At 68.9% G+C, this 25,750-nt stretch carries 23 protein-coding genes; 7 read left to right on the top strand and 16 right to left on the bottom strand.

What is annotated here, in order from left to right; translation table 11 throughout:
- Window positions 1–27: 27 nt before the first annotated feature.
- The 6 genes from BXU09_RS16585 to BXU09_RS20415 form a co-directional block, all read right to left on the bottom strand.
- Entirely contained in the window at window positions 28–1,266 is a 1,239-nt protein-coding gene (locus tag BXU09_RS16585; protein ID WP_078305455.1) for a S41 family peptidase, read from the bottom strand.
- Window positions 1,263–2,072 carry a hypothetical protein gene (locus BXU09_RS16580; RefSeq protein WP_144012310.1) on the bottom strand — a complete coding sequence of 270 codons (810 nt, stop codon included), beginning with the start codon at window positions 2,070–2,072 and terminating at the stop codon, window positions 1,263–1,265. Before BXU09_RS16580 ends, BXU09_RS16585 begins: the two co-directional genes overlap by 4 nt.
- A gap of 98 nt (window positions 2,073–2,170) precedes the next feature.
- Window positions 2,171–2,923, bottom strand: coding sequence for a hypothetical protein (locus BXU09_RS16575; RefSeq protein WP_078305453.1), 753 nt, complete (start codon window positions 2,921–2,923; stop codon window positions 2,171–2,173).
- 2 nt (window positions 2,924–2,925) lie between these two features.
- Window positions 2,926–3,519 carry a cysteine peptidase family C39 domain-containing protein gene (locus tag BXU09_RS16570; protein ID WP_144012309.1) on the bottom strand — a complete coding sequence of 198 codons (594 nt, stop codon included), beginning with the start codon at window positions 3,517–3,519 and terminating at the stop codon, window positions 2,926–2,928.
- Window positions 3,509–3,967, bottom strand: coding sequence for a hypothetical protein (locus tag BXU09_RS16565; protein WP_078305451.1), 459 nt, complete (start codon window positions 3,965–3,967; stop codon window positions 3,509–3,511). The genes BXU09_RS16570 and BXU09_RS16565 overlap by 11 nt, the downstream gene beginning before the upstream one ends.
- A gap of 448 nt (window positions 3,968–4,415) precedes the next feature.
- A complete protein-coding gene (locus BXU09_RS20415) occupies window positions 4,416–4,961 on the bottom strand; it encodes a hypothetical protein (protein WP_144012307.1) in 546 nt (181 codons plus the stop codon).
- A 213-nt stretch (window positions 4,962–5,174) separates the two neighbouring features.
- Between BXU09_RS20415 and BXU09_RS16560 the strand changes: the two genes are divergently transcribed.
- From BXU09_RS16560 to yidD, 3 genes are all read left to right on the top strand, one after another.
- Window positions 5,175–6,350, top strand: a complete 1,176-nt coding sequence (locus BXU09_RS16560) for a histidine kinase (RefSeq protein ID WP_144012306.1) — start codon at window positions 5,175–5,177, stop codon at window positions 6,348–6,350.
- Complete coding sequence (locus BXU09_RS16555) at window positions 6,317–6,997, top strand: response regulator transcription factor (RefSeq protein ID WP_078305449.1); 681 nt, start codon at window positions 6,317–6,319, stop codon at window positions 6,995–6,997. The genes BXU09_RS16560 and BXU09_RS16555 overlap by 34 nt, the downstream gene beginning before the upstream one ends.
- A gap of 482 nt (window positions 6,998–7,479) precedes the next feature.
- Entirely contained in the window at window positions 7,480–7,821 is a 342-nt protein-coding gene (gene yidD, locus BXU09_RS16550; protein ID WP_346417598.1) for a membrane protein insertion efficiency factor YidD, read from the top strand.
- Between the two features lie 240 nt (window positions 7,822–8,061).
- Here the strand turns inward: yidD and BXU09_RS16545 are convergent, their stop codons facing one another.
- Complete coding sequence (locus BXU09_RS16545; protein WP_078305448.1) at window positions 8,062–8,580, bottom strand: TetR/AcrR family transcriptional regulator; 519 nt, start codon at window positions 8,578–8,580, stop codon at window positions 8,062–8,064.
- A gap of 36 nt (window positions 8,581–8,616) precedes the next feature.
- Window positions 8,617–9,042 carry a DUF3995 domain-containing protein gene (locus BXU09_RS16540; RefSeq protein ID WP_078305447.1) on the bottom strand — a complete coding sequence of 142 codons (426 nt, stop codon included), beginning with the start codon at window positions 9,040–9,042 and terminating at the stop codon, window positions 8,617–8,619.
- A 171-nt stretch (window positions 9,043–9,213) separates the two neighbouring features.
- On the opposite strand from BXU09_RS16540, the gene BXU09_RS16535 reads away from it, so the two are divergent.
- Window positions 9,214–10,719, top strand: a complete 1,506-nt coding sequence (locus BXU09_RS16535) for a protein adenylyltransferase SelO (RefSeq protein WP_078305446.1) — start codon at window positions 9,214–9,216, stop codon at window positions 10,717–10,719.
- Window positions 10,720–10,846: 127 nt separating this feature from the next.
- Here BXU09_RS16535 and BXU09_RS16530 read toward each other — a convergent pair whose 3' ends face one another.
- The 4 genes from BXU09_RS16530 to BXU09_RS16515 all read right to left on the bottom strand — a co-directional run bounded on the left by BXU09_RS16530 (window position 10,847) and on the right by BXU09_RS16515 (window position 16,238).
- Window positions 10,847–11,422, bottom strand: coding sequence for a heme-binding protein (locus BXU09_RS16530; protein WP_078305445.1), 576 nt, complete (start codon window positions 11,420–11,422; stop codon window positions 10,847–10,849).
- 256 nt (window positions 11,423–11,678) lie between these two features.
- Complete coding sequence (locus BXU09_RS16525) at window positions 11,679–12,317, bottom strand: response regulator (RefSeq protein WP_078305444.1); 639 nt, start codon at window positions 12,315–12,317, stop codon at window positions 11,679–11,681.
- A complete protein-coding gene (locus BXU09_RS16520) occupies window positions 12,314–14,191 on the bottom strand; it encodes an ATP-binding protein (protein WP_078305443.1) in 1,878 nt (625 codons plus the stop codon). Before BXU09_RS16520 ends, BXU09_RS16525 begins: the two co-directional genes overlap by 4 nt.
- Before the next feature lie 424 nt (window positions 14,192–14,615).
- Entirely contained in the window at window positions 14,616–16,238 is a 1,623-nt protein-coding gene (locus tag BXU09_RS16515; protein WP_078305442.1) for a GGDEF domain-containing protein, read from the bottom strand.
- A gap of 323 nt (window positions 16,239–16,561) precedes the next feature.
- On the opposite strand from BXU09_RS16515, the gene BXU09_RS16510 reads away from it, so the two are divergent.
- On the top strand, window positions 16,562–17,629 hold the full coding sequence (locus tag BXU09_RS16510; protein WP_078305441.1) for an NAD(P)-dependent alcohol dehydrogenase: 1,068 nt from the start codon (window positions 16,562–16,564) through the stop codon (window positions 17,627–17,629).
- Between the two features lie 78 nt (window positions 17,630–17,707).
- Entirely contained in the window at window positions 17,708–17,911 is a 204-nt protein-coding gene (locus BXU09_RS16505; RefSeq protein WP_078305440.1) for a hypothetical protein, read from the top strand.
- Window positions 17,912–18,072: 161 nt separating this feature from the next.
- Here BXU09_RS16505 and BXU09_RS16500 read toward each other — a convergent pair whose 3' ends face one another.
- Window positions 18,073–19,119, bottom strand: coding sequence for an aldo/keto reductase (locus BXU09_RS16500; RefSeq protein ID WP_240501449.1), 1,047 nt, complete (start codon window positions 19,117–19,119; stop codon window positions 18,073–18,075).
- A gap of 34 nt (window positions 19,120–19,153) precedes the next feature.
- A complete protein-coding gene (locus tag BXU09_RS16495) occupies window positions 19,154–19,963 on the bottom strand; it encodes an SDR family oxidoreductase (protein ID WP_078305438.1) in 810 nt (269 codons plus the stop codon).
- 76 nt (window positions 19,964–20,039) lie between these two features.
- Here BXU09_RS16495 and BXU09_RS16490 point away from each other — a divergent pair, with 76 nt between their 5' ends.
- Window positions 20,040–20,495: a helix-turn-helix domain-containing protein gene (locus BXU09_RS16490; protein WP_078305437.1), complete on the top strand. Its 456-nt coding sequence runs from the start codon at window positions 20,040–20,042 to the stop codon at window positions 20,493–20,495.
- Between the two features lie 78 nt (window positions 20,496–20,573).
- Here the strand turns inward: BXU09_RS16490 and BXU09_RS16485 are convergent, their stop codons facing one another.
- Window positions 20,574–22,970 carry a phosphoketolase family protein gene (locus tag BXU09_RS16485; RefSeq protein ID WP_078305436.1) on the bottom strand — a complete coding sequence of 799 codons (2,397 nt, stop codon included), beginning with the start codon at window positions 22,968–22,970 and terminating at the stop codon, window positions 20,574–20,576.
- A gap of 197 nt (window positions 22,971–23,167) precedes the next feature.
- Window positions 23,168–25,699, bottom strand: a complete 2,532-nt coding sequence (locus BXU09_RS16480; RefSeq protein ID WP_205684177.1) for a cation-translocating P-type ATPase — start codon at window positions 25,697–25,699, stop codon at window positions 23,168–23,170.
- Between the last annotated feature and the right edge of the window lie 51 nt (window positions 25,700–25,750).

Here is a 25,750-nt window from a genome sequence, read left to right as displayed (position 1 = left end):
CCGCCCAGAGAGGGAAAGGGGCCTGTGCTACCTGCTCAGCAGCGTGGCGGCCTGCTCCAGGGCGCTGTCGCGGCCAGTTCGGGCGAGTCCGGCGAGGTCCACGCTGGCTCCCACCTGCGGCGTGATACGGGCTCCCAGCGGTTGCTCTGCGGCGTCCAGCATCCGGGCGAAGGTCAGTTGCAACCCCGAGCCATCGGTCAGGGGAATGAAGCGGGTCGCGGTGTCGCCCACGCCGGCGGTGGCCTCCCCGATCACCTGGGTGGAGGGGCGGCCCAGCAGGGTCCGGGTGAGGAACTCGGCGGAACTGGCCGTGCCCTCGTCTACCAGCACCGCCAGCGGCCCCGTGTACCGGACCGGCGTCTTGATGCTGGGCTGTTCCTGCGCCTTGTCGTTCACCAGGTAGCGGCCCGCGCCGTACCCGATCTTCGCCGTATCCACGCGGGTCTTCAGGAACAGCGGCGCGGGGTCGGTGAACGCCCCGGCACTCAGCATGAACTCGTCGACGCGTCCGCCACTGTTCCAGCGCAGGTCCAGGATGACACCCTTCATTCCCGCCGCCTGCACTTTCCGCAGGGCGTCGTGGACCTGCTGCCCCACGCCCGGCGAGTTGAAGTGTCGCAGACGCAGCACCGCCAGACCATCGGCGCGCAGGCTCAGGCTGACCGGCGTCACCTGAAGGGGAGCCGCCGTGAGCGTCGTCTTCACCGTTGTTCCCTGCCGCGTTCCCTCGAAGCGGGCGGGTGTCCCCCGGGCCGACGCCCGGCCCAGGGCGGCCTGTCCGGCCTGACCGTCCAGCACCACGCCATTCACCCGCCGCAGCACGTCCCCGGCCTTCCACCCGGCCCGCTCGGCGGCCGAGCCGGGCAGCACCTCCAGCACCACGCGCCCACCCGTGCCTATAGCCTCGGTGACGGCCCCGAAGGTCCGGCGCTGTCCCTGTTCACCCAGCAGGAGCCTGCCGACCTCCTCCAACTGGGACGGCGTGTAGAGGTTGGTGTGCGCGTCCTTCAGGTCGCCCAGCAACCGCCCCAGCAGGGGGTACGCCTGCGCCGCCGCACAGTCGGGCTGGCCGCCGCAGAGCTTCTGCACCTCCGGCAGGTATTTGCGGCGCAGGTCGCTGGCCCGCACATCGGACGGCCCGTTGTAGAAGGAGGCGAGCTGGTAGATCACCTCGTCGAACAGGTCCTGGGCGGTGACGGTGGGCGCCGGAGCGGCCTGCACGCTGGTGGTCAGCGCGAGGGCCAGGACCAGGGCCGCTCTCTTCACTCCGGGACCTTGAAGGTGTCCGCGGGCAGCGTCACGTTGAGCTTGGTCTCCAGGTCCTTGGCAACGAAAAGCAGGACACCGTTTGGCGCGAAGCCCAGCGTCGTCCCTGGCACCTGCACGCCGCCGATGGTCCGGAAGTCGCCGTAGACCGAGATGACCTCACCCAGCCCCGCGACCGGATACCGCTCGGCCACGATCAATCCCTGCGAGTTCAGCAGGTAAGTTGCCTTCACGCCCCTGGTCACGACTTCCAGCACGGTGCCCTTGATCTCGCGGCCTTCCACTTGAAGCCAGGTCTGTTCGCCCAGGTTCTTCACCGAATCGCGGCCCTCGCCTCCCAGTCGCAGGCCGGGCGCGCCGTAGAAGAAGGCGTCGGTGAGGCTCCGGGCCTCCTGGCGGGGCAGCGGCACCGTGCCCGACTGGGGGGTGGACGCGAACGCTCCCTCGGGCGTGAGGAACTGCTCGTTGACGACCTGCTCTCCCTGAAGGGTGGTGGCCCGCATCCAGCCGTTGGCGTAATCCACGCTGACCAGTACCAGCACCGGCTGGCCCTGCGCGTCCACGAAGGTCATCTCGGAGCGCTGCTGCATGGTGCGCAGCCCCCGGAGAGAGTCGCCGCCATTGGCCTTCAGCGCCCTGTCCAGCAGAGCGCGGCCAGCCTGGGCCTGACTCTGGGCAGGTTGTACAGCGGGGACAGCGGGGCGGGCCACGGGCGGCGCACCGGCTCCCCCGGCCTGCACGGCGCCGGAAAGCAGCAGGGCGGAGAGGGTAGCGACGGACAGCCATTGACGGGGGACAATCTTCATCCCCTGACGCTACCGGGCCATGCACGCCCCGCCTATGCACCAACGGCCTATATCGAAAGACATAGGCCGTATGCAGGTGCAGTGGAAATGAGCCGACCTCAGGGGCGGTAGAGGTACGTCACGCTCAGGCCGGTGGTCGTGCGGCCCCCGGTGACATTCAGGGTTGTGCGGGCCTGGAGGCTGTTCTGCTCGTCGATCTTGTACGCCCCGCCCAGTCCCAGGGTGGTCGAGGGAACAGTCAGGGTGCCGAAGGTCAGACTCTGAACGGCGTCGGTCCGTAGCGTCACGGCCTCGTTCACCACGAAGCTCACACCCGCACCGGCGCTGACGGACGCGGCGCCTTCCGGGCGCCAGGTCGCGGCCAGCGTGCCGTCCAGAATGACCGGGTCGCGCAGCACAGAGGCAGAGGCGCTGCCCGTCACAGCCCAGCCGCCGCCCGCCACTGGGAGAGACACGTCCAGTCCCAGCGCCGGAGCGTAACGCCCCTCGAAGGTGTACTGCGCGCCCACGTCCAGGCCATTCCAGTTCAGGCGGGAAGCCGCGTCCACGGTGTCACCGTTCAGGGTCTCGGTTCTTGCCCCGCCGATGCCGGTGGAGGCCGTCACCACGAAGCGTTCCGTCACGTTGTAGCTGGCGCTGAGTCCCAGCCCGCCCGAGACGTTGGAAGTCAGGCCCTCCGGTGTCTGCCGGAGGTCAGGGGCGTATCCGGCACTGACGCTGAAACTGGCGCTGCCCGCGCCCGTCCGGGGCCGCTGGAGGGGGTCAATGGGTTGCAGGTTCTGAGCGCCCGCTCCACTGAAACTGACGAGCGAGGCCAGTAGCCCCGCCCGCCATCGGTTGTTCTTGAACATGGTCAGGCTCCTGTCTTGAGGCGTTCGAGGCGTTCTCTGTACTTACTGAGTTGCAGTGCCACCTGGGTCCGGGCCTGAGTGACTTCGGATTCCGAGGGTTCTGGAATCAGGACGACGCCGTTCCAGGCGTTCAGGAAGTTGCGGATGGGTTGCGACCGCACGCCCCAACTGGGGTCGGCCAGCAGCACGTTCTGGTCGTCCACCGCCAGCACGAGGTAGTAGTGCCCCTTCGGATAGACGACGTTTGCTACCACCGGCAGCCCTTGCGCCAGCACGACGCGCAGTTGCTCCAGCGTGAGCTTGTAGCCCGCTGAGGAAATGGATTCCGACCCCAGGGCGTTTCGTAGTGAGAGCAGGGTGATGCCTTCCACCACTTCTTTTCCGCGTGCCTGCATATCGGCCACCGAACGCTCTGTGAGGGTCTGCTCGGCCACGGGTCGCCCGTAGTAGTGGGTCAGCAGGGTAGCGAGGGCCGCCGGGCCGCAGGTAAAGTCGGAGGTCTGGCCAACGACGGAAGCGTAGCGGAGGGTGCGGTAGTCGGCGGAAGCAGAGGAGAAAAGGATCATCAGCGCGACCACAAAACGCTTACGGAGCAAGCTTATCCCTCCCGATGAAGGCGACTAGGGCTGCGAACATGGAAGGCATCACGCCATAGCTCAGTACGCTGCGAATGACTTCGGAAGCGCTGAGCGCCGTTGGGAGGACCAAGATCAAGGTAATGAAGGCGGCCAGAGCGAGCTTTCGGGCACGTGTATGGGCCCGCAGATGATAGGGAGCCTGCTGGGGGTGGATACGGTGCGCGAACAACTGATAGCTGAGTGCCATAGAAGTCGTGAGAATGAGCGCCTGAGCAATGTTCTCCATGTATTCACCGGGAGAAACTCGCTGCGCCAAAAGAAAGATCACAGGAAGGAAGATAACTCTGCCAATGGCGACAGGAAGAAAGCGACGAGGGTTCACATAGTAGACATTGTTGTATGACTCCCAAAGAATGAGCATAGGGGTCACAAACAGAGATACGATGATAAAGACGAGCAACTCCACAAGATCCTCCGAGGGCAGCGGACACTATCGTGCAGACGCCGGAGTACAGCACATGGCGGTATGGCTGTATTCCGGCTTCAGAACTCACCTCCGAGATATATCAGCACTTCCATATTATAAAGTATTCACTTTATGATAATGTTCGGCGGCAGATAACGCAGTCGCTGCCGACCTTATAGAGACGATAAGGCCTGCTAATTCTATTTACTCTTCCTTTAAATCTCGACCTATAGAAATACTATCTTCCCTCATAAGTCCCTCTATGAGATAGCCAACAATGTAATCAATGTTAGTAAATAGTTTTACGTCCTGATTGTTAATGAGTTTTTCCAATCTATGTTCTATTATATCCCATTCCGGCAATTCTCTATATTTCTCGTAAGGCGTCATTTGTTTTTGTTCTTTGGGCCGCCAGGCCAGATTTGATTGCCATTAAAATCTACCTCTTTCACCTTCTCTCCCTTACGATCAGAATATCCCAGTGATCTTTGTGAAGCTGGTCCTTCTTCCATGTCAAGCCAGTATCATTTTCCTTATAACCCTGTCCTCCACGAAGTTTTGTGAAGTCGCTGGGATCGCTATTGGGAGTGGGCTGAGGAGCAGGCTTAGGCGCTTCAGAATCCGATTTTAATACATTGCCCAACCAGCTTCCCACCGCTGCCCCTGCTGCCACAGCCGCTGCACCCGCAGCCACTGCCCCTGCTGAAATAGGTCCCGCCGCCGCCGGAGCAGCAGGGAGAAGCACCACAAATTCTCCCTTCACCTCATCCAGTTCCTCATCGCTAAGCGCCTGGGGCAGGTTGGACTTGACGAAGATGGCAGGCGTGGTGCTCAGCGCCGCGTTGCCATAGCTCACGCGGAGGTCCTGGGCAGGAGCCGCCAGAGCCTTATTGGTCTGCCCCCGGAACTCCTGTGCGGGAGCGGACTGGACAGCGGCAGCGCCAGCAGAGGGAGCGAGGATCAGGGCCGACAGGAGCAGGGCTTTCGTTTTCATACGTGAGCAATCTACTCATCTTCTCCCCATCTGCCATCTCCCAGAAGATATAGTCAGCCTATATCTTTCGACATACGCCCCTGGCAGAGGCGCGGCCTCATCCTGCCCCCCTACACTGTCCTTCATGCTGTCTCTTCACCTCTCTGAAACACCATGACGGCGCGTGCGTATCTGAACCGACCAGAGGTCCGGGCGTTTCTCTATCGGCCCCGCGTGACACCCATCGTGCTGTTCGCGGGGCTGGGCGTCCTGACCACCTTCCTGCGCAGTCTGGTCATCAGTCCAGTGGACACCAGCACGCTGCCCCTGCTGGACGCCGGACATGTGCTGCTACGCCTGCTGGTCGCCGGACTGGGATTCGTGGCGGTCCTGTGGGCCATCCGGCCCGGTCAGCGGGGACGACCCGAGATCGTCCTGCTGCTCCTGGCGACCCTGGTGTTCTCCGTCCTCGTGGTCTGGGCCGACCGTCCGGCGGCGGTCCTGATGGTCACGCCCATCGTGGCGCGTTACTGGCTGACCCTGCGGCAGACCCTCGGTCTGTTCGCGGCGCTGTTCGTGGGCAGTCTGCTGACCTACATCCTGATTCCCCCGCTGCCCACCTTCACCAGTCCGGACGAATGGTCTGGGCTGCTGGGATTGGTGGTCGTCACCCTGACCCAGGGCGGCTTCACCTACGCGGCCTTCGAGTTCATGCTCCAGAACGAGGAGAAGCAGGAGGCCCTGCGCCGGGCCTACCGCGAGTTGCACGCCTACCAGGCGCTGGAGTTGCAGCACGCGGCCCTGGAAGAACGTGCCCACCTCTCACGCGAACTGCACGACACGCTGGGTCATCAACTGACGGCCCTGCGGCTCGAAGCCCAGCGTGTCCGCAAGCTGCAGCAGAGGGCAGGCGGCACCGACCCCCGGATCACGGTGTCCCTCGACAACGTGATGGCACGCAGCGGCGAGGCCCTGGAGCAGCTTCAGGAGGTGGTGTCTACCCTGAAAGCACCGCAACTTGACGGGACGCTGTACCAGGCCCTGCGTGACCTGGGCCAGACCTGGCCTGACCCGGTGACGCTGACCCTGGAAGGTGAGGAACCCGCCCTGCCGTCCTCGCACAAACTCGCCCTGTACCGGGGGTTGCAGGAAGCCCTGACGAATGCCCACAAGCACGCGCCCGCTCAGCCTGTGGCTGCCCGGCTGTCCCACGACAGGCGAGACCTCCGCCTTTCGGTCCGCAATCCGCGCTGCCCCGCCCACGCCGGCTGGACGGCGTACCCACGTGGGGGCGCGGGGCTGGCCGGGTTGCGTTCGCGCCTGGAGGCGCTCGGCGGTTCGCTCCAAGTGACTCAAGACGAGGAGGTCTTCGAGCTATGTCTGACCCTACCCCTTCCCACCCGACCGTGACGCCGCTGCGGGTCCTGATCGTGGACGACCAGCCCCTCGTGCGGCAGGGTCTGGCCTCGCTGCTCGACCTGGAAGACGACGTTCGGGTACTGGCCCAGGCCGAGAACGGACGGCAGGCGCTGGACCTCGCGGACGAGTTGCGTCCCGACGTGGTGCTGATGGACGTGCGCATGCCGGTGATGGATGGCATTCAGGCCACAGCGGAATTCCGCCGGAGGAATGGTCCCCCGGTGGTGCTGCTGACCACCTTCGAGGAGGTGGAGGACATGACGGGCGGTCTGAACGCCGGGGCGGCGGGTTACCTGTTCAAGAGCGCGGAGATTGACGAGATTCTGGATGCACTGTGGCGCGTCCACCGGGGCGAGAAGGTCATTCACGCCAGGGTCGCGCAGGCACTCGCGCAGCAGTTGCGGCTGCCGGCCCACCTGGAACCCAGCGGCGCCCTGACCGGGCGCGAGGTGCAGGTGATCCGGGCCCTGGCCGCCGGGCAGCCCAACAAACGCATCGGGCAGCAGATGGGCATCAGCGAGGGAACCGTGAAGGTCCACGTGAGCAACATCCTGGCGAAGCTGGGCGCAGGCAACCGCACCGAGGCGGTGCGGCGAGCGATCGATCTGGGGCTGCTGGGTGAGGACACTGGAGGCTGAAGCAACAGGTGGGCCGTTGCTCGTCCGCACGAGGAGAGCGGCGGGTGGTGCGGATGAGACCTCGATGGTTCCGTCAGCGAACCGGACGCCCCTACCCATCCTGTGGCGGATACAATCAAGTCCCGTTCCGATCTGCAGGGCGGAGCAAGAGGGTCGCGCCACCGCCACATCCATGCCGTGCCGGTCACGGAACTCACGCGCTGGGGACGGGCGATCATACCGGGAGATTGCCCGGGAATTGAGTCTGAGCCACAACACCGTCATGGACATCGTGAACCGCACTTCACTCCCTCCAGATCAGGTCAGGGCTGCGTAGCTTCCCGTGTACGCGCCTTTAAGTACACTGCGTTGATCTTGTAGATCAACCGCGCGGAGCGCATAGCAGGAAAAGTACGTTGGAGCGGGAATGGGGAGGTTCCGGCGCTTTCCCGGAAACTCGTCATGTTGGCTTCAACGTGCTCAGGACTGTCGGCAGCGTCTTCATGAAGTCGGGATACAGCCCCTCGCTGCGCCGCTTAACGTCAGGTATGAATTCCCTGAATTACCTGGCCCTGGGGTCAATCGACATGTATCAGCGCTGGCTCTCCCCCCTCAAAGGATTCCGTTGTGCGCACGCCGCGCTGTTCGGAGGCGAGTCGTGTTCAGCCGCCGTTCGGCGGCTGGTGAGTGAGCAGGGACTGCTGGGAGGCCGTGGGGAAATAGCCGCGCGGTTCCAGACATGCCGGCAGGCGTACGGTCACCTGGCTGCTGCCAGGACGGCAGGGGGAGGCGTGCAGGGCGTGTGCTGCTGCGGTCCTGTGCCCATTCCGTTCCGCTGCGGCTAACGCGAGTTGAATCCGCTGCGCTTCAGCAGGGCAGTCCGAAGTCTGGCCACCAGATGGTCGCAACGTGGTATCAGGATGCGCTTGAGTCTGTGCCCGACCCTCTCTCATACGGACTCCGATTGAATGGGTTGCAAAACCCGTTCAATCCGAGCGGAGCGAGTAGGAGCAAAACGGGTTCCGGGCGTGGAGCTGGCAACCCGGCGATGTTCCGGGTTGTCGGCGAAACAAACGGAATCCGTATCAGTCGGCGCTGGCCAGTCCTGCGAGGGCGCGGGCGTGCAGGCGGGCCAGGTCAGCCCGGTCCGTCCAGCCCAGCGTCTGCAGGCCCAGGAACGTCGCGTACTCCAGTTCCGCCAGTTCCCTGGCGTGCGCGTGGCCCAGCCGGACGTGCACCTGCCGCAGGTGCTCGGTTCGCCGGGCGTCCACGCGGTTCAGGGCGGCCCGCACCTGCCTGTCACGCACGGCCCAGGCGCGCATGGCCAGTTCCAGCGGGTGATCCAGTGGGCCGATCGCCGCCCGGAGTGCGTGCAGGGGATCGGCGGCTCCCTCGCTCTGCTGGATGGGCGCGTTGGTCTGGGTCTCCTCCCAGCAACTCAGGAGGGCCGCGCGGTAGGCCTCGACATGCTGGAAGTGATGGTAGAACGACCCCTTGCTCAGGCCGACGGCGCGGCACAGGCGTTCGATGGTCAGGGTGTGTTCGCCCTCGTCGCGCAGCAGGGTCAGGCCGGCGGTGAGCCAGTCGGTGCGGGTCCGGCGCATGGTCAGGCAGTGTAGAGCATCACGCGGGCTGCCCGGTCAACGGAGGCTCAGGAGGACGGCGGTGCCCAGCAGCAGGCACAGCGGGGAGTACAGGCGGGCGTTCAGGCGGACGAACGGCGTGCCCTGCATGGAGGGGACGAGGGTCGGCAGGGCGTACCCGGCTGATCCTCGCAGCAGCAGCACACCGGCAACCGTCTGTGCTCCGGTGCGGATCAGGGAACTGCCGGGAGTCGCGGGAGCGGTGAGGACCAGCGCCGAGGCGGTCAGGAGCGCGGCGGCCACGACCAGACAGGCGGTGGGGGGCGGCAGGTCGCGGGCACCGTGGCCGCCGATGACCTGGGCGCTGAGTTGAGCGGCGTTGCGGGCCGGCCAGGGGTTCCCGGTGGCCCACAGGGCGTGCAGGGCCGCCAGTCCGCTCAGGGTGAGGGCGGCACCGATGGACCAGCCGTTCAGGTTTTCCATACCAGACAGTATGGTATGTTTTATGCAGCTGGTCTACTCCCCCAACCACCGGACCGTGTGAAGGAGACGGTGACGCATCAGCCGCGCCGGCCGGAACGGCCTTCTCTCTCCGCCGTGCCGGACTGTGGCCAGGATGCAGTCGATTTCCAGGGACGCGTCAGACTGTCTGTCATGCCCGCCTCCCCGTTCCAGTTCGACAACTCCTACGCGCGGGACCTGCCCGGCTTCTCCGTCCCCTGGCAGCCCGCCACCGTCCCCGCGCCGGACCTGCTGTACTTCAACCGCGCCCTGGCCCTCGAACTGGGCCTGGACCCTGACATGCTGGATGGCCCTGACGGCGCCGCGATCTTCGCCGGCAACCGGGTCCCCGAGGGCGCCGAGCCGCTCGCGCAGGCGTACGCCGGCCACCAGTTCGGGGGCTTCTCCCCACAACTCGGCGACGGCCGCGCCCTGCTGCTCGGCGAGGTCATCAATCAGTGCGGTCAGCGCCGCGACCTGATGCTCAAAGGGTCCGGCCGCACGCCCTTCTCCAGACGGGGCGACGGTAAGGCCGCCGTCGGACCCATGCTGCGCGAAGTCCTGATCGGTGAGGCCATGCACGCCCTCGGCCTCCCCACCACCCGCGCCCTCGCCGTGACCGCCACCGGCGAGACCGTCTACCGGGAGCGTCCCCTGCCCGGCGCAGTCCTGACCCGCGTGGCCGCCAGTCACCTGCGGGTCGGCACCTTCGAGTTCTTCAGCGCCCGCCGCGAGCCCGACCGCGTGCGGCAACTCGCCGATTACGCCATCGCCCGGCATGACCCCGACCTCGTCGGCACGGACGACCGCTACCTCGGTCTGCTGCGCCGGGTCGCGCAGCGGCAGGCGACGCTGGTGGCGGGATGGATGAACGTCGGGTTCATCCACGGCGTGATGAACACCGACAACGTCGCCATTTCCGGAGAGACGATCGACTATGGCCCGTGCGCGTTCCTGGAGGCGTACGACCCGGATGCGGTGTTCAGCTCCATCGACCACGGTGGCCGCTACGCCTACCGCAACCAGCCGTCCGTGACGCGCTGGAACCTGGCCCGGCTGGCCGAAACGCTGCTGCCGCTCATCGCCGGACAGGACAGCAAGGAGGCCATGTCGGAAGCCATCGGGCAGGCGACCGGGGTGATCGACGCGTTCCCGGAGTGGTACGAGGGGGCGCTGCTGACCGGCCAGCGGGCGAAACTGGGCCTGCACGGCGGGGACGACGCGACCGACCGCGCGCTCGCCGGGGACTGGCTGACCCTGCTGCACGACCACCGGGTGGATTTCACGCTCGGGTGGCGCCGGCTGGCCGAAGCGGCGGACGGGGACGAGGGGCCGCTGCGGGCGCTGTTCACCGACGCGCAGGCACCGGATGCCTGGCTGGCCCGCTGGCGGGCACGGGCGGGAAGTGAGGGCAATGCCACCGCAGACTGGAGCGAACGGGCCAACCTCATGCGCCGGGTGAACCCGGCCGTCATTCCGCGCAACCACCGCGTGGAGGAGGCCCTGGCGGCGGCGTCGGACCACGGGGATCTCGGGCCGTTCAGGCGGCTGCTGGCAGCCGTTCAGCGCCCCTACGACGAGACGCCGGAACAGGCGGAGTATCTCGAACCAGCCCGCGCGGAGGTGACGGCCTGTTACCGCACCTTCTGCGGCACCTGACCGGGGCTGTTCGCTCCCTCGTCCTGACAGCGGGAACCACACCATGGACCGCGATGGTGGTGGCGACATGAGCGGGCCAGAGAGGTGGGCACCGCGGCCCCATCGGGCGGCCGCGGCGCCGATGCGTTCACTGCCCGAGGACGGCTGCAGTGGCGTCCAGGCCACATTTCTCGTCGATCATCCCGCTGGGGGCGCCGCCGACGCCGACGGCACCGACCACGGCGCCGTTCACGCGGATGGGCGCTCCGCCCGCCAGGATGAGGTAGCCGGGAATGTCCGCCAGGCCGGGGTTGCCGGGCAGGTTCCTGGCGATCTCACTCGTCAGGTTGCGGGCGCTGGCACTGGTGAACGCCTTGCCGAGGCTGGCGCCGAGGGTGTGCGGCCCCGCGCTCTCCGAGCGGGCCACAGCCAGGGTCACGCCGCTGCGGTCGACCACGGTGACGCTCACGTGGTACCCGAGTTGCGCGCAGTTATTCACGGCCAGCGTGGCGATGCGGGTGGCGGCACTGAGGCTCAGGCTGGCCGGTGAGACGGTCGGGGTGGTGGCCAGGGTGACCGGCGCGGGAGTCGCCGGTGCAGCGGTCGCGGGGGCAGGGGTCGTCTGAGCTGGTGTCGTCTGAGTTGGTGTCGTCTGAGTTGGTGTCGTCTGGGCGGCGGCGAGCGAGAGGGCAGAGACGGTCAGCAGGGCAGTGAGACGTTTCATGCCCCCATGGTGCGCCGGCCGCGCCAGCCGTGGTATCCGGGCAGTACGCACGCGACCTCCGTAGTTTCACGGAGGCCCGGCGCGGGTCGCCGGGCGGGTCAGACGGACTCCGGTTGAAAGGATTGCAAAAGCTTTCAGCCGAAGCGGGCTCGTAGAGCCGCGCCGCGGAGCGAGCAGGAGAGGCACGCTCCTCCGGGCGTGGAGTTGGCAACTCGGCTCGTTGGTGGGTTGTCGACGGGACAGACGGCAGTCCGGATCAGCCGTCTTCCCCCGCCAGCGCGATGCGGATCACGCCGGCGAGCGAGTCGGCTTCCAGTTTCGTGAAGAGGCTGGCCCGGTGGGTTTCCACCGTCCGTGCCGAGATGCCGAGCGTGCGGGCGGCCTGCTTGCTCGTCTGCCCGTCGAGCAGGCTGCGCAGCACGTCGTGCTCCCGGGCAGTGAGGCGGCCGAGCCGCTCGCGCGCCTGCTGGCTGGCGGCGTGACGCGCCCGGCCGCGCAGGTGCTGCCGCACGGCCCGCTGGACCGCTTCGAGGAGTTCAGTCTCGTCGACGGGTTTACTGAGGAAATCGGCGGCGCCCTGCCGGAACGCGCGGCGGCACAGGTCCACGTCGGCGTGGCCGGTGAGCAGGATGACGGGAAGGTCCACCCCGCGGGCCTGCAGGCGAGCCTGGAGGTGCAGGCCGCTGATGTGAGGCATGCGGATGTCGAGCAGCAGACAGCCGACGTCCGGCGGGCCCTCGGCGTCCAGGGCACGTTCCAGGGCGAGTCCGTCAGGGAAGGTTCGGACGGTCAGGCCGACGGTGCTCAGCAGGAACGCCAGGGCGTCACGGACCGCGTCGTCGTCGTCCACGAGGTACACGGCGGGTTCAAGGTTCGGTGTGGGCACGCCCGTCATGGGTGGCCTCCAGGGTGGGCGGCACCAGCGCCGGCGGGTTGCGGTTCAGCCCGGGGGATCCTCAACTGGAAGGCCGCGCCCGTCGTGGTGTTCGCGCCGTGCAGGTCGCCGCCCATTCCCTGCGCGAGCGTCTGGGACAGGCTCAGGCCCAGACCAAGACCGCCGTCCTTGCTGGTCGTGAACGGCGTGAACAGGCGCCCGAGCACCTCGGGGGCGACGCCGGGGCCGTTGTCGCGCACGGTGAGCGTCCACTCGCCGCCCTCGGGCTCGACGACGAGGGTGACCTGTGCGTCCGGGGTCCGTTCGAGCGCGTCGATGGCGTTGCGCAGCAGGTTGAGGATGATCTGTTCGAGGTGAACCGGGTCCGCCTGCACGGATGCGACCGGCGGGACGTGGGTGACGACCCGGATGTCCAGTCGCCGGAGGTCGGCGTGGCAGAGTGTCAGGACATTCTGCGCGGCCTGCACGAGGTCGGTGGCGCGCACCTGGCTGGGCGCACGCCGCACCCACTCGCGCAGCCGCGTGATGATCTGCGCCGCGCGGCCCGCCTGGTGGACCGAGGCGTTCACGGCGTGCCGGACCCGGCCGAGGTCCGGTTCAGGCTCGTCGAGGAGTCGCGCGGCCGCCTGGCTGTAACTGACGATGGCAGTGAGCGGCTGGTTGAGTTCGTGGGCGAGGCCCGCGCCCATCTCGCTCAGGGTGGAGAGGCGGGAGACGTGAGCGAGGGTTTCCTGGTGTTCCCGGACGCGGCGTTCGCCCGCCTCGAGCTGCTCGAGCATCCGGCGGTGCAGGGCCCCGACTTCCCGCAGGATCAGGACCCGGCCGCGCGGTTCGCCCCGGGCGCCGCGCAGGGGCGCGAGTGACCCTTCGACCGGCGTGGCCTGCGCGCCCTGCACGAGTGTCAGGCCGTCCGGGAGGGGCGTGGGGTCACCGTTCGCCCAGAACGCGTCCGCGTCAAACGGCGCGGGTGAGAGGGTCGCGCGGAAGGTCGTCACGGCCCGCAGGTCGGTGCCGGGCGTCAGCGGATGCGCGAGCGCCACGCGGGCCGCCGGGTTCGCGAGGGTCACGCGGTGCTGGTCGTCCACGGCCACGATGGCTTCCGTGGCGGCCTGCACGACTCCCGCCGCGAGGGCCCGCTCGTCGAGCAGGGCGCGCTGCGCGGCCCGGCGGCTGCGCAGCAGGCCGGTGATCAGCGCGGTCAGGCCGCCGGTCAGCACGGTCCAGACGGCGGCGCCCAGCCAGGGCCACGCGCGCCACGGCGCGGCACGGGTCACCTCCAGCGGAAAGGCTTGCAGGTCGGTCCCCAGGAGCTTCTGCACGCGGAACGTCCGCAGCGCCGCGCCCGGCGGAGTCGCCCGCGAGACGAGCACCGCCCCGGTGTCCGGGCGGATGACGGTAAAGGCCAGGGGCGCGGATCCCTCGACGAGCCGGTCGGTGAGGCGCCGGGCGTCCACCCAGACGCGGACGGACCCACGCGACAGCGCGTAGAGGGGCCCGCCTCCGGCCGGCCAGCGGACCGCGGCCTGGGGCGCGGTCACGGCGGGCAGGTCGGGCAGCGGCACGTCCGCCGGGCCCAGCGTGCGGCAGCCGCCGGAGGAGCAGCGCTGCGCCGCCACCACCTGCGGGTACTGCCGGCGCAGGGTGGTCAGGGCAGTCGTCAGGGCGGCCTCATCCACCCCCTGTGAGGCGAGGGCGTGGGCGGCGTTCAGTACCGCTTCCTGCTGCTCCATCCGCTGCGAGAGCACCCGGTGCAGGATCCGCGCGTCCGTGCCGAACGCCTCGTTAAGGCGCGCACTGGCCGAGGCGAACAGTGCCGTGACGCCCGCACCGGCCAGCAACAGCCAGAGCAGTGCGGCGGACAGGGAGGGGGTCATGCCGTCATTGTGGCGGGTTTACAGATAAAACGCCCGTCAGCGGACGCCACTGGGCCGGCGCCGGGGAGCACGCTTCATACGGACTCCGATTGAATGGCTTACAAAGCCGCTGGGTCCGAGCGGATGCAACTCGTAGAGCTGCCCCGCGGAGTGGAAGAGAAACGCCCCTCCGGGCGTGGAGTTGGCAACCCAGTGCGGTTCCGGGGTGTCAGCGAAACAGACGGAATCCGTCAGACGGGCCAGTGGGTGGCCGCGCGCGGCGAGACGGCGCCATGTTCCGCACCGTGCCCTGGCGCTGCCCATCGACACGTGACCGGCACGGCTGTCCAGTCGCGCGTCAGAGTCAACATCTGCGCCCCGACGCGGCGGACGCCCCGTGGCTTCCTCAGCTCGACTTCGGCTATTGAGGATGCGCCCACGGGGGTCAGCCGGACACGGGGCCCGCGGTGCCCTCCGGCCGTGCCAGGCAGGTCCGGTTCCGCCCCTGCTGCTTGGCGCGGTACAGCGCCTGATCGGCGCGTTCCAGGGCGCCCGGGTCGTTCACGCCGTTCAGCAGGGCCGCGCCGATACTGACCGTGACGGTCACGCCGGGACCCGGCACCGGCCCGGCCACCACCGCCTGCCGGATGCGTTCGCTGACCTCCAGCAGGAAAGGCTCGCCCACACCGCGCAGCAGCACCGTGAATTCCTCGCCCCCGTAGCGGTAGGCGCGGTCGCTGCGGCGCAGCACACCCCGGACCCGGGCGGCCACGACCTGCAATGTCACGTCGCCTGCCGCGTGCCCGAAGGTGTCGTTCACTCGCTTGAAGTGGTCGATGTCGATCAGCAGCACGGCGTCACCGGGCTCCAGCTGCGCGCGGTGCTGCTCGAACTGCCGGCGGTTGCCCAGTCCGGTCAGGTCGTCGGTGCTGCTGAGTTTCTCCAGTTCCCCGCGCAGCACCTGCAGTTCACGCAGGTGTTCGCGCAGGTGCTGCGCCGCCCGCTGCGCCTCGCGGGTCTGCTGCACGGCCAGTTCCGTGCGGTGCAGCACTTCCAGCTGTTTGACCTGCGTGTCGCGTTCGGCGGCGTGCCGGGCCTCCGTGACGGCCAGCAGTTGCCGCGCCGTGCGGTACGCGGCGGCGTGGTCCCCGCCCGCCGCCTCGATCCGGGCGCGCAGATCCAGGAATTCCGGCACCAGTTCGGGCCGGACGTTCGGCCAGTCCTCCAGCCCGGCCAGCCATTCCAGCGCCCGCTGCGGGTCGCCCGCCTCGAATTCCAGGTGCGCGGCCGCGGCGTACAGCAGCTGCGCCGGCTCGGTGAGCGGCGGGCCGCGCGGGTCAAGCCGCTCGCCCAGCCGGGCGAAGGCGTCCCGGATGAGCTGCCGGGCGTCGTCCAGGTGGCCCTGGCGGCTCAGGAGTTTCACGCGCAGGGTCACGTAGCCCGGCCAGAACGTCCAGGCGCGCGCCTGCTCCAGCAGTTCGCCGCCGCGTCCGGTCATGGCCTCGCCCTCCGCGTCGCGGCCGCGCAACAGGTGGATTTCCGCGATGTTCAGCGCCGCGATCCCGTGAATGCCCGGATGTGGCGACGCGCCGCCGGACAGCGCCCGCTCTTCCAGCAGGTCGAAGGCCCGCTGGTAGTAGGTCAGGGCGCGTTCCGGGTCGTCCCAGCCGATCTGCACGCCAAAATCGTTGTACGCCGAGGCCTGCATCTCCACGTCCCCGAGGCGGCGCACCAGTTCCAGCTGCTCCTGCAGCAGGCGCAGCGCCCGTTCCGCCTGCCCGCTCTCGCCGGCCAGCACAGCCAGCATGCTCAGGGCGCGGGCCAGCCAGCGCTCGTCTCCGCGTTCCCGCAGCGTGACCTCGGCCTGCATGACCTGATCGAGCGCGCCCACCAGTTCACCGGCCCGCCAGCGCAGGAAGCCCAGCACGACCTGCGCGCAGGGCCGCAGGGTCGGGTCCGGCAGCGACGCCTGCACCCACGCGTCCGCACCGGCCGGGTCCGTGAACCGGGCCGCCCAGGCCTGCTCGGCCTGCCGGTCAGAGTCGGTCCGCCTGTCAGAGAACGTCATACGGACTCCGATTGAATGGGCTCCAAAGCCCATTCAATCCGAGCGGATGCGAGTAGGAGAAAAACGGGTTCCGGGCGTGGAGTTGGCAACCCGGCGACGTTCCGGGTTGTCAGCGAAACAGACGGAATCCATATCACACCTGCAGTATGGTCAGCGGGTCATACAGTCGCCTCACAGCGCGCGAGGTTCAGAAAAGGGCCGCAGCCGTCAGGCGGCGCGGCGGGCATTGTGCGCCCGGCATGATTTGACGGGAGCGGGCGGCCGTAGCCTTCCGGGCATCGCCGGAATCGTCCCTCCCCCCACCCCCCAGCCAGGAGTTCCCCATGACCACTGTTCACGCCTACGCCGCCCCCGACGCCACCTCGCCCCTGCAGCCGCACACCATCGAGCGGCGGGAACTGCGCCCCACCGACGTCATGATCGAGATCCTGTACAGCGGCGTGTGCCACTCCGACCTGCATCAGGCGCGCAGCGAGTGGGGACCCAGCCTCTACCCGCTGGTGCCGGGCCACGAGATCGTCGGGCGGGTCACGGCGGTCGGTGAGCAGGTCACGCGCCTGCGCGTCGGGGACCTCGCCGGGGTGGGCTGCATGGTGGACTCCTGCCAGCACTGCGAGTCCTGCGCCGAGGGCCTGGAGCAGTACTGCGAGAACGGCGCGACCTGGACGTACAACTCCCGTGAACGCGACACGCAGGCTCCCACGCACGGCGGGTACTCCACCGCCATCGTCGTGACCGAGGGCTTCGTCGTGCGCGTCCCCGAGAGCCTCGACCTGCGGGGGGTGGCGCCGCTGCTGTGCGCCGGGATCACCATGTTCTCGCCGCTGAACCACTGGAAGATCGGCCGGGGTCACCGGGTCGCCATTGTCGGCCTGGGCGGGCTGGGCCACATGGGCATCAAGCTGGCGGTCGCCATGGGCGCGGACGTGACGCTGTTCACGACCTCGCAGGGCAAGGCCGACGACGCCCTGCGTCTCGGCGCGCACCACGTGATCCTCAGCGGCGACCGCGCCGCCATGAAGGCCGCGCGCAGCAGTTTCGACTTCATCATCAGCACCGTTCCCAGTGGGCATGACCTGAACCCGTACCTCGCCACCCTGAAACGCGACGGTCAGCTGGTCATCGTGGGCGCCCTGGAACCCGTGGGCCTCAGCGGCGTGCCGCTGGTCGTGCAGCGCCGCAGCGTGGCCGGCAGCAACATCGGCGGGATCGCCGAGACCCAGCAGATGCTGGACTTCTGCGCCGAGCACGGCATCACCGCCGACGTCGAGATGATCCGCATGCAGGACATCAACAGCGCCTACGAGCGCATGCTGAAGAACGACGTGAAGTACCGCTTCGTGATCGACATGGCCGCCTTCCGCGCCGAGCAGGAACAGGCCGCCGACTGATCCAGGGGCCCGTGACGAGGCAGACAGAGCGGAAGCTCAGGTAGGCCTACCAACGGGCTTCCGCCGCACCAGTCTGCTGTGACGGACCTCGTCACGATCATCTGCGTCCACGTCAATGACCTCAAGGCCCCTACTCGCAGCGGCCTGTTCACGTTGCCTGACGAACCCGACCAGAAGGCCAGTGACGCCGGGCTCATGACCACTGCACTCGTCGGTGAACTCCTCCACCAGCCCTCGGCACAGCAATGGTTCATTGACCGCCACAGCGCGCTCTTACGATGAACCCCCGACCCGGCGACTGAACGCCGCCCTTGTATGGCCGGTGGGCAGGCCACCTCTGTGGTCGCCCTGACGCGCTTGATGGGGGTTCTGGAAACGGTGGAGAGTCGCTGGGCACGACACCGTGGGGCCAGGCATCCGGCTGGCCCCGGTGACCGTGCTGGTCAGGGTTGTTGCGCCCAGGCCTGGACGGAGACCCCGCCGAAGACGGCGCGTTGCAGGCCGGGCGAGAAGAAGTCGGGGCCGGGCGAACTGACCCGGTTCAGCGTGTCCAGGTGCTCTGGCGTGAGCTGCACCTCCAGCGAGGCGAGGTTCGCCGCGAGCTGCCCGGGTGTGCTGGCCCCGATCAGGGTGGACGTCACGCCCGGTTGCGCCGCCGCCCAGGCGAGGGCCACCTGCGCGGGCGTGTGGCCGGTCTGCGCGGCGACTTCCCGCAAGGTGTCCAGGATGACCCAGTTGCGGTCCGTGAATTTCGTGAACGGACCCTGGAACGGGTTGCTGCCGCTCAGGCGGCCCTGGCCGGCCGTATCGGCGCGGGTGTACTTGCCGGTCAGGAACCCGCCGGCCAGCGGACTCCAGGGCACGAGCCCCATGCCGCTGTCGGCGGCGGCGGGGCGGTGCTCGGCTTCCAGTTGCCGGGCCACCAGCGAGTACTCCAGCTGACTGGCGACCGGCCCCGGCACGTGGTGCGCCTGCGCCAGCGTGGCCATCTTCGTGGCGTACCAGGCGGGGATGTCCGACAGCCCGAAATACCGGATCTGCCCCGAGCGCACCAGATCACCCATGGTCTGCAGGACTTCCTCTGCGGGCGTGACCATGTCGTACACGTGCAGCCAGTACAGGTCGACGTAGTCGGTTCCCAGGCGCCGCAGGGACGCATTCAGGGCGGCGTGAATGTGCTTGCGGCCGTTCCCGCCGGCGTGCGGGTTGCCCGGCTGGACGTTGAAGCCGAACTTGGTCGCCAGGACCACCTGATCGCGGACGCCGCGCTCGGCGATGAACCGGCCCACGAGTTCCTCGCTGCGCCCGCCGGAGTACACGTCGGCCGTGTCGATGAAGTTCCCGCCGCCCTGCAGGTAGGTGTCGAACACCTGCCCGGATACGTCGTCCGGGGAGCCCCAGGCGGCGTTCCCGAAGGTCATGGTGCCCAGCGCCAGTGGGCTGACGATCAGGCCGGAGCGGCCCAGCGTGCGGCCGTAACGCAGCTTCACGCGCGCCGCCTGCGAACCGTGGTGAAGGCGCGCATCAGAAGCGCAGCCGGGTGTGGCTGATGCCGCCGTCCACGTCCAGAACGCTGCCGTGGATGAAGGCCGCCTCGTCCGTGAGCAGGAAGCGCACGGCGTGGGCGACATCGACCGGGCGCACGGGCCGGCCGGCGACCGTGGCGGCTGTCATGGCGTCCAGGACCGCGCCGTGCGCGGCGTTGCCGGGGGTCAGGGTGACGCCGGGCGCGACCGTGTTCACGCGCACGCCGCGCGGCCCGTACTCGGCGGCCCAGTTGCGCCCGAGCTGTTCGGCAGCGGCTTTAGAGGCGGTGTACAGCGCGCCGCTGGCCGTGCCGGTCCGGGCCATCCACGACCCGATGTTGACGATGTGACCACTGCCGCGCGCGGCCATGCCCGGCGCGATGGCCGCCACCAGCACGTGCGGAGCGCGGATATTGACGTTCAGGATCGCTTCGAGGTCGTCGTCGGTCAGGTCCTCGGTGGCGGTGACAGGGTACACACCGGCGTTGTTGACCAGGATGTCCACCTGCCCGCCGAGGGCGTCGGTGGCGTGGCGCGCGAAGGTGCGCACGTCGTCGGGCGTGCCGGACAGGTCGGCGGTGACGGCGGTCGCCTGCCCGCCAGCCTGCACGATCCGGGCGGCGACGTGCCGGGCGCGGGCAGCGTCCCGGCCGCTGACGATCACGTGCGCGCCCGAGGCGGCCAGGACGCGCGCGGTGGCCTCGCCGATGCCACCCGTGGACCCGGTGACGATGGCGGTGCGCCCGGCGAGGCGGGTGTCGGTGGGAAGGCTGGAGAGCAGGTCGTCGTTGGTGGGTAGGGTCTGCATGGGGGCGCCTCCTGAGGCAGTTGCCAGAGCGGTTGTATTGTGCAACTGGTTGCACGCTACCCTAACTGGTGCGATCATGCAAGCAGTGAAACCGGCTGCCCCCCCACCCCCCACCGGAACGCCCCGGTCAGGCTGCCCCGTCAGCCTCGGCCTGGACATCTTCGGAGACCGTTGGACCCTGCTGATCGTGCGCGACCTGATGTTCAGCGGCAAACGCCACTACCGCGAGATGCTCGCCTCCGACGAGCACATCTCCTCGAACATCCTCGCCGACCGCCTCAAGACCCTGCTCGGCGAGGGCATCATCACCAAAACCGCCGACCCCACCCACCAGCAGAAAGTCATCTACAGCCTCACGGAAAAGGGCGTCGCACTGCTGCCGGTCCTGATGGCCATCAGCGACTGGAGCCACGCCCACCGCCCCGTCAGCGACGCGTACCTTCCCGCGCCCGCCCCGGCCGCCCTGCCCCCCACCTGGCAGCAGGAACTGGAAAAAGTCCGGCGCGCACATCAGCTCACCGGCCGCCCCTGATCAGGAAATGTCCTGCCTGGGCACCGCGCTGCGCGGGCAGTTGAGGCGGCGGTCAGGCCTGGCATCCGTCAAAACTGGTCAGCTGGTGCGTATGCGCCCGGCACCTTCCTGCCAGCGCCAGTTCCTGACTTCGGGCAGGTCGTCCCCGGTGGCGCGCACGTGGGCGTGGTGGGCGGCGAGCCTTTCCAGCAGGAAGCGCGTGGCGGCCGCGCCCGCCTCGGCCAGCCGGGGTAGGCGCGCGATCACGTCCAGCGCCAGATGGAAACGGTCGATCTCGTTGAGGACCGTCATGTCGAAGGGCGTGGTGGTCGTGCCCTGCTCCTTGAAGCCGCGCACGTGCAGGTGGGCGTGCCCGGCGCGGCGGTACGTGAGGCGGTGAATCAGCCACGGGTAGCCGTGGTACGCGAAGATGATGGGCGTGTCGGCCGTGAAGATCCCGTCGAAGGCGGCGTCCGTCAGGCCGTGCGGGTGCTCGCTCGGGGGTTGCAGGGTCATCAGGTCGACGACGTTCACCACCCGGATCTTCAGGTCGGGGAAGAAGCCGTGCAGCAGACTCACGGCCGCCAGGGTCTCCAGGGTGGGCACGTCGCCCGCGCAGGCCATGACGACGTCCGGCGTCTCGCCGTGATCGCTGCCCGCCCACGCCCAGATGCCCAGGCCGGCCGCGCAGTGCGCCGCAGCCTCCGGCATGGTCAGCCACTGCGCCTCCGGCTGCTTGCCGGCCACGATCACGTTCACGTAGTCGCGGCTGCGCAGGCAGTGGTCGGCGACCGACAGCAGCGTGTTCGCGTCGGGCGGCAGGTACACGCGCACCACGGCGGGGGCCTTGTTCACCATCAGGTCGATGAACCCCGGATCCTGGTGGGACGAGCCGTTGTGATCCTGCCGCCACACGTGCGACGTGAGCAGGATGTTCAGCGACGACACGGAGCGGCGCCACGGAATCTCCCGGCACGTCGCGAGCCACTTGGCGTGCTGCCCGACCATGGAATCCACGACGTGCATGAACGCCTCGTAGCACGAGAACAGGCCGTGGCGGCCGCTCAGGGTGTAACCCTCCAGCCAGCCCTCGCACAGGTGCTCGCTCAGCACCTCCATGACCCGGCCGTCCGGGGACAGGTGCTCGTCGGTGGGCCGCTGCGGCTCCAGCCAGGTCTTGCCGGTCGCGGCGTACACGGCGTCCAGCCGGTTCGAGGCCGTCTCGTCCGGGCCGAACAGGCGGAAGGTGTTCGTGTTGCGGGCCAGCACGTCCCGCAGGAAGGTGCCCAGCACGCGGGTGGCCTCGCCGTCCACCGCGCCGGGCCGGGGCACGTCCAGGGCGTACGCGCGGAAGTCCGGCAGGTCGAGGTCGCGGCGCAGCAGGCCGCCGTTGGCCACCGGGTTCATGCCCATGCGCCGGTTCCCGGTGGGGGCGAGCGCGGCCAGTTCCGGGCGCAGCACGCCGGCCGCGTCGAACAGTTCCTCGGGTCGGTAGCTCCGCAGCCACTCCTCCAGCTGGTGCAGGTGCTGCGGGTGGTCGGCCAGTCCGGCCAGCGGCACCTGATGGGCGCGCCACGTGCCCTCGACCGGGAGGCCGTCCACGACCTTCGGGCCCGTCCAGCCCTTGGGGCTGCGCAGGACGATCATCGGCCACGCGGGGCGCTCCACCACACCCTCCGCCCGGGCGCGGCGCTGGATGGCGGCGATGTCGGCGTGAACCTGCTCCAGCGTGCCGGCCATCCGCTCGTGCATAACTTGCGGGTCGTCGCCCTCAACGTAGTACGGCGTGTGGCCGTAGCCGCGCAGCAGGGCGTCCAGTTCCGCATGATCCAGGCGGGCCAGCACGGTCGGGCTGGCGATCTTGTAGCCGTTGAGGTGCAGGATCGGCAGCACCGCGCCGTCCGTGCAGGCGTTCAGGAACTTGTTGCCGTGCCAGCTCGCGGCCAGCGGCCCGGTCTCGGCCTCGCCGTCGCCGATCACGCAGGCGACCAGCAGCTCCGGGTGATCGAAGGCCGCGCCGTACGCGTGCGCGAGGCTGTAACCCAGCTCGCCGCCCTCGTGGACCGAACCCGGCGTCTGCGGCGCGGCGTGACTGGGAATTCCGCCGGGAAACGAGAACTGCCGCATCAGTTTTCGCAGGCCGTCCTCGCCGGGCCCGATATCCGGGTACAGCTCGGAGTAGCTGCCCTCCAGGTACGTGTTCGCCACCAGCCCCGGGCCGCCGTGACCGGGCCCGGCGACGTACAGCACGCTCAGGTCGTGCTCTCGGATCAGGCGGTTCAGGTGCACGTAGACGAAGTTCAGACCCGGCGTGGTGCCCCAGTGGCCCAGCAGGCGCGGTTTGACGTGCGCCAGCGTCAGCGGCTCCCGCAGCAGAGGATTGGCGAGCAGGTAGATCTGCCCGGCCGACAGGTAGTTGGCGGCGCGCCAGTAGGCGTCCAGCAGCCCGAGTTCAGTCGGCTTGAGTGTGGCGGGGGCGGTGGTGGGTGCTGTCATGGGGAACCTCCAGGGATGGGGCAGGATGCGCGTCGGAGTCATGCGGATTCCGTCTGTTTCGTTAACAACCCGGAACTGCGCCGGGTTGCCAACTCCACGCCCGGAATCCGCTCTGCTCTCACTCGCTCCGCTCGGATTGAATGGTTTTTGCAAACCATTCAATCGGAGTTCGTATCAGGTAGGCCGGGAACGCCCGATCACGCGCCGGGTGCAGGTTCCTGAGTGATCGGGGGGCGGGGCCACGCGCGGCCGGCGGCCTTGAAGCCCTCGATCCAGCCGACGCCGAGCAGCGCGGCCAGGGCGCACCAGCCCAGCGAGGCGGCAGGCACGGGCGCGAAGCCGAAGAGCCGCTGGGCGGGGCCGAAGAAGAGCGTGGTCAGCAGCAGCGCGAGCGTCAGTCCCAGCAGGAGCCACAGCACCCGGTTGGGCGTCCGCAGCGTCCGCACCGCCGAGAGGGTGAACGAGCGGCTCACCAGCACGAGCAGGATGTTGCTCAGAACCAGGGTCGTGAAGACCAGGGTGCGCACCACGGGCGCGTCCTGCCCCTGGGTCATGGCGGCGAGGTAGATCCCCAGGACGGCCAGCGTGATGCCCAGGCCCTGCGCCACGCTGCGGCCCAGCTCGCGTCCGGCGAGGAAACTGGCGTTCAGCCGGCGCGGCGGGCGGCGCATCTGCCCGGGCTCGGCGGGTTCGTTCTCGAAGGCGACCGAGCAGGTCGGCCCCATCACCAGTTCCAGCACGATGATATGGATGGGACTCAGCAGGTTCTCCAGCCGCCAGCCCAGCAGGAGTGGCGCGGCCACCGTCAGGATGATCGGAATGTGAATGGCGACGATGTACGCGACGGCCTTCTGCAGGTTCGAGTAGATGCGGCGGCCCTGCGCCACGGCGTCCACCATGCCGCCCAGGTCGTCGCGCACCAGCACCAGGGACGCGGCCTGCCGGGCGACCTCACTGCCGCGCTGTCCCATCGCCACGCCGATATGGGCCGCCTTGAGGGCCGGGGCGTCGTTCACGCCGTCGCCGGTCATGGCGACCACCTCGCCCGCAGCCTTCAGGGCCTCCACGACGCGCAGTTTCGCTTCCGGGAACATCCGGGCGAACACGGCGGTGGCGCCCGCCTGCCCCCGCAGGGTGTCCGGCTTCATGGCCATGACCTGCTCGCCGGTCAGGACGGTGCCGGCCGCCGGAATCCCGACCTGCCGGGCGATGGCCTGCGCCGTCTCGGGCGAGTCGCCGGTGATCAGTTTGACCACGATCCCGGCCTCCCCGAACGCGCGGATCACGGCGCCGGCATTGGCCTTGGGCGGGTTCTCCAGCGCGATCAGGCCGGACAGCGTCCACGCGAAGTCGTCCTGCCGCTCCGGGAAGCCGCCCGGCGTGGGCGTGGCCTGCGCGACGCCCAGCACGCGGTACCCCTGCGCCGAGAGTTCCCGGGCCACCTCACGGACGCGCGCCGACGTGGCGGTGTCCGCGCGGCACACCCCCAGGATGCGCTCGACCGCGCCCTTGGCCGTCACGGTCATGGCCTGACCGGCCGCCTGCCGGACGTGGGTCATCATCGGGGGCACGCCGCCCAGCGGGTACTCATGGATCATGGGCGCCAGCGTCTGCGCGCCGGCCGGACCGGCGGCCACGTACGCCACGGCGATGGCCCGCTCCATCGGGTCGAACGGCGCGGTCTCGCTCGCCAGTCGCGCCGAGACGAGCACCGCACTCGCGGCGCCCGCACCGGGTACGGGTAGCAGGGTCTGCGTGGCCGCGTCGTAGACCTGCCGCAGGGTCATGCCCTCCTGGGTCAGGGTGCCGGTCTTGTCCGTGCAGATCACGGTGGCCGAGCCGAGGCTCTCGACCGTCTGCGGCTGCCGGGTCAGCACGCCCAGCCGGCCGAGGCGGGCGGCGCCCAGCGCCATGAAGGAACTGAACGCCACCGGGATCTCCTCGGGCAGCACAGCCATGGCCAGGGTCAGCCCGAACAGCAGGGCGCTCACCCAGTCCCCGGAGCGGGCGTAATTGACCCCGCAGACCAGCACGAAGGCCCCCACCCCGATCCACGCCATGCGCAGCACGAAGGTGTTGATCTGCACCTGCAGGGGCGTCTTCACGGTCTGGATGGTCTCCAGGCTGCGCCCGATCCGGCCCAGTTCGGTCTGCGCGCCCACGGCCGTCACGGTCATCCACGCGCGGCCGGTCGCGGCGCCCGTCCCGGCGAACACCGCGTCGCCGGCCGCCTTGCTGACCGTTACCGATTCGCCGGTCAGGACTGCCTCGTCCACCGTGAAGTCGTTGGGGTCGTGCACGGTGCCGTCGGCCGGCAGGCGGCTCCCCTCGGTGACCAGCAGCACGTCCCCCACCACCAGATCGGCGATGGCGAGGGTCACGGGCGCGCCGTCCCGCCACACCTGCGCGGTGGGCTGCGTCAGGTCTCGCAGCGCTCCCAGGGCCCGGTCGCTGCGACGCTGCTGGTACACCGAGATCCCGCCCACCGCCACCAGCGCCGCCCCCAGCGTCGCCCCCTCCGTCGTCTGGCCCAGCCCGAGGTACACCGCGCAGGTCAGCAGCAGCAGCAGAAACATCGGTTCCGTGAACACCTGCCGCAGCGTCACCAGCACGCCAGTTCGGTGACCGGCACTGAACACGTTGCGCCCGTGCGCGGTCCGCGACTCCGTGGCCGCCGCTGTGGTGAGGCCGCGCATGGTCCCGGCCGTGCCGTCCTGCGGCGGGTTCATTCGGCCGCGCCCGGCCTGAAACTGTGGCAGGTCAACCGCGCCGTGCGGGAA

Source organism: Deinococcus sp. LM3, assembly GCF_002017875.1.
Lineage (GTDB): Bacteria > Deinococcota > Deinococci > Deinococcales > Deinococcaceae > Deinococcus.
This window is presented reverse-complemented; position numbering and strand designations above follow the sequence as displayed.

Excerpts from the sequence above, each read along its gene's own strand:
- BXU09_RS16510 (WP_078305441.1), top strand. The coding sequence starts at position 16,562 with ATGACCACTGTTCACGCCTACGCCGCCCCCGACGCCACCTCGCCCCTG.
- BXU09_RS16515 (WP_078305442.1), bottom strand. The coding sequence starts at position 16,238 with ATGACGTTCTCTGACAGGCGGACCGACTCTGACCGGCAGGCCGAGCAG.
- BXU09_RS16480 (WP_205684177.1), bottom strand. The coding sequence starts at position 25,699 with ATGAACCCGCCGCAGGACGGCACGGCCGGGACCATGCGCGGCCTCACC.
- BXU09_RS16580 (WP_144012310.1), bottom strand. The coding sequence starts at position 2,072 with ATGAAGATTGTCCCCCGTCAATGGCTGTCCGTCGCTACCCTCTCCGCC.
- BXU09_RS16575 (WP_078305453.1), bottom strand. The coding sequence starts at position 2,923 with ATGTTCAAGAACAACCGATGGCGGGCGGGGCTACTGGCCTCGCTCGTC.
- BXU09_RS16545 (WP_078305448.1), bottom strand. The coding sequence starts at position 8,580 with ATGCGCCGGACCCGCACCGACTGGCTCACCGCCGGCCTGACCCTGCTG.
- BXU09_RS16485 (WP_078305436.1), bottom strand. The coding sequence starts at position 22,970 with ATGACAGCACCCACCACCGCCCCCGCCACACTCAAGCCGACTGAACTC.
- BXU09_RS16535 (WP_078305446.1), top strand. The coding sequence starts at position 9,214 with ATGCCCGCCTCCCCGTTCCAGTTCGACAACTCCTACGCGCGGGACCTG.
- BXU09_RS16490 (WP_078305437.1), top strand. The coding sequence starts at position 20,040 with ATGCAAGCAGTGAAACCGGCTGCCCCCCCACCCCCCACCGGAACGCCC.
- BXU09_RS16520 (WP_078305443.1), bottom strand. The coding sequence starts at position 14,191 with ATGACCCCCTCCCTGTCCGCCGCACTGCTCTGGCTGTTGCTGGCCGGT.
- BXU09_RS16540 (WP_078305447.1), bottom strand. The coding sequence starts at position 9,042 with ATGGAAAACCTGAACGGCTGGTCCATCGGTGCCGCCCTCACCCTGAGC.
- BXU09_RS16555 (WP_078305449.1), top strand. The coding sequence starts at position 6,317 with ATGTCTGACCCTACCCCTTCCCACCCGACCGTGACGCCGCTGCGGGTC.
- BXU09_RS16495 (WP_078305438.1), bottom strand. The coding sequence starts at position 19,963 with ATGCAGACCCTACCCACCAACGACGACCTGCTCTCCAGCCTTCCCACC.
- BXU09_RS16530 (WP_078305445.1), bottom strand. The coding sequence starts at position 11,422 with ATGAAACGTCTCACTGCCCTGCTGACCGTCTCTGCCCTCTCGCTCGCC.
- BXU09_RS16525 (WP_078305444.1), bottom strand. The coding sequence starts at position 12,317 with ATGACGGGCGTGCCCACACCGAACCTTGAACCCGCCGTGTACCTCGTG.
- BXU09_RS20415 (WP_144012307.1), bottom strand. The coding sequence starts at position 4,961 with ATGAAAACGAAAGCCCTGCTCCTGTCGGCCCTGATCCTCGCTCCCTCT.
- yidD (WP_346417598.1), top strand. The coding sequence starts at position 7,480 with ATGAAGTCGGGATACAGCCCCTCGCTGCGCCGCTTAACGTCAGGTATG.